We start from the raw sequence: 694 nt of genomic DNA, 5'->3' as shown, positions 1-694 counted from the left end.
GTTGATCTTGTAACGACCCACCTTGGCGAGGTCGTAGCGCTTGGCGTTGAAGTAGAGGTTCTCCAGCAGGGTCTGCGCCGACTCCTTGGTCGGCGGCTCACCCGGCCGCAGCTTGCGGTAGATGTCGAGCAGGGCGTCGTCCTGGCCGGCGGTGTGATCCTTCTCCAGGGTCGCCCGCATCGACTCGTACCGGCCGAACTTCTCGAGGATCTGGTCGCTGGTCCACCCGAGCGCCTTGAGAAGCACGGTGACAGGCTGCTTGCGCTTACGGTCGACGCGCACACCGACGCTGTCGCGCTTGTCGATCTCGAACTCCAGCCAGGCACCCCTCGACGGGATGACCTTGCAGCCGTACAGATCCTTGTCGGACGTCTTGTCCACGCTGCGCTCGAAGTAGACGCCCGGCGAGCGGACGAGCTGCGAGACCACGACACGCTCGGTGCCGTTGACGATGAAGGTGCCCTTCGGCGTCATGAGCGGGAAGTCACCCATGAACACCGTCTGGCTCTTGATCTCACCGGTGGCGTTGTTGATGAACTCCGCCGTCACGAACATCGGGGCGGAGAAGGTCATGTCCTTCTCCTTGCACTCGTCCACGGAGTACTTCGGCGGCTCGAACCGGTGGTCGCGGAACGACAAGGACATCGTCCCCGAGAAGTCCTCGATCGGACTGATCTCTTCGAAGATCTCCTCA

Annotated in this window: 1 pseudogene; it reads right to left on the bottom strand. The window is 62.5% G+C overall.

Going from position 1 to position 694, the window contains the following annotated elements:
- Window positions 1–694: pseudogene (locus tag FAF44_RS53515) on the bottom strand (DNA-directed RNA polymerase subunit beta); the annotation flags it as partial.

Source organism: Nonomuraea sp. MG754425, assembly GCF_021699195.1.
In the GTDB taxonomy this organism is placed as follows: domain Bacteria; phylum Actinomycetota; class Actinomycetes; order Streptosporangiales; family Streptosporangiaceae; genus Nonomuraea.
Note: the sequence above shows the minus strand (reverse complement) of the source record. Positions and strands in the feature narration are given on the sequence as shown.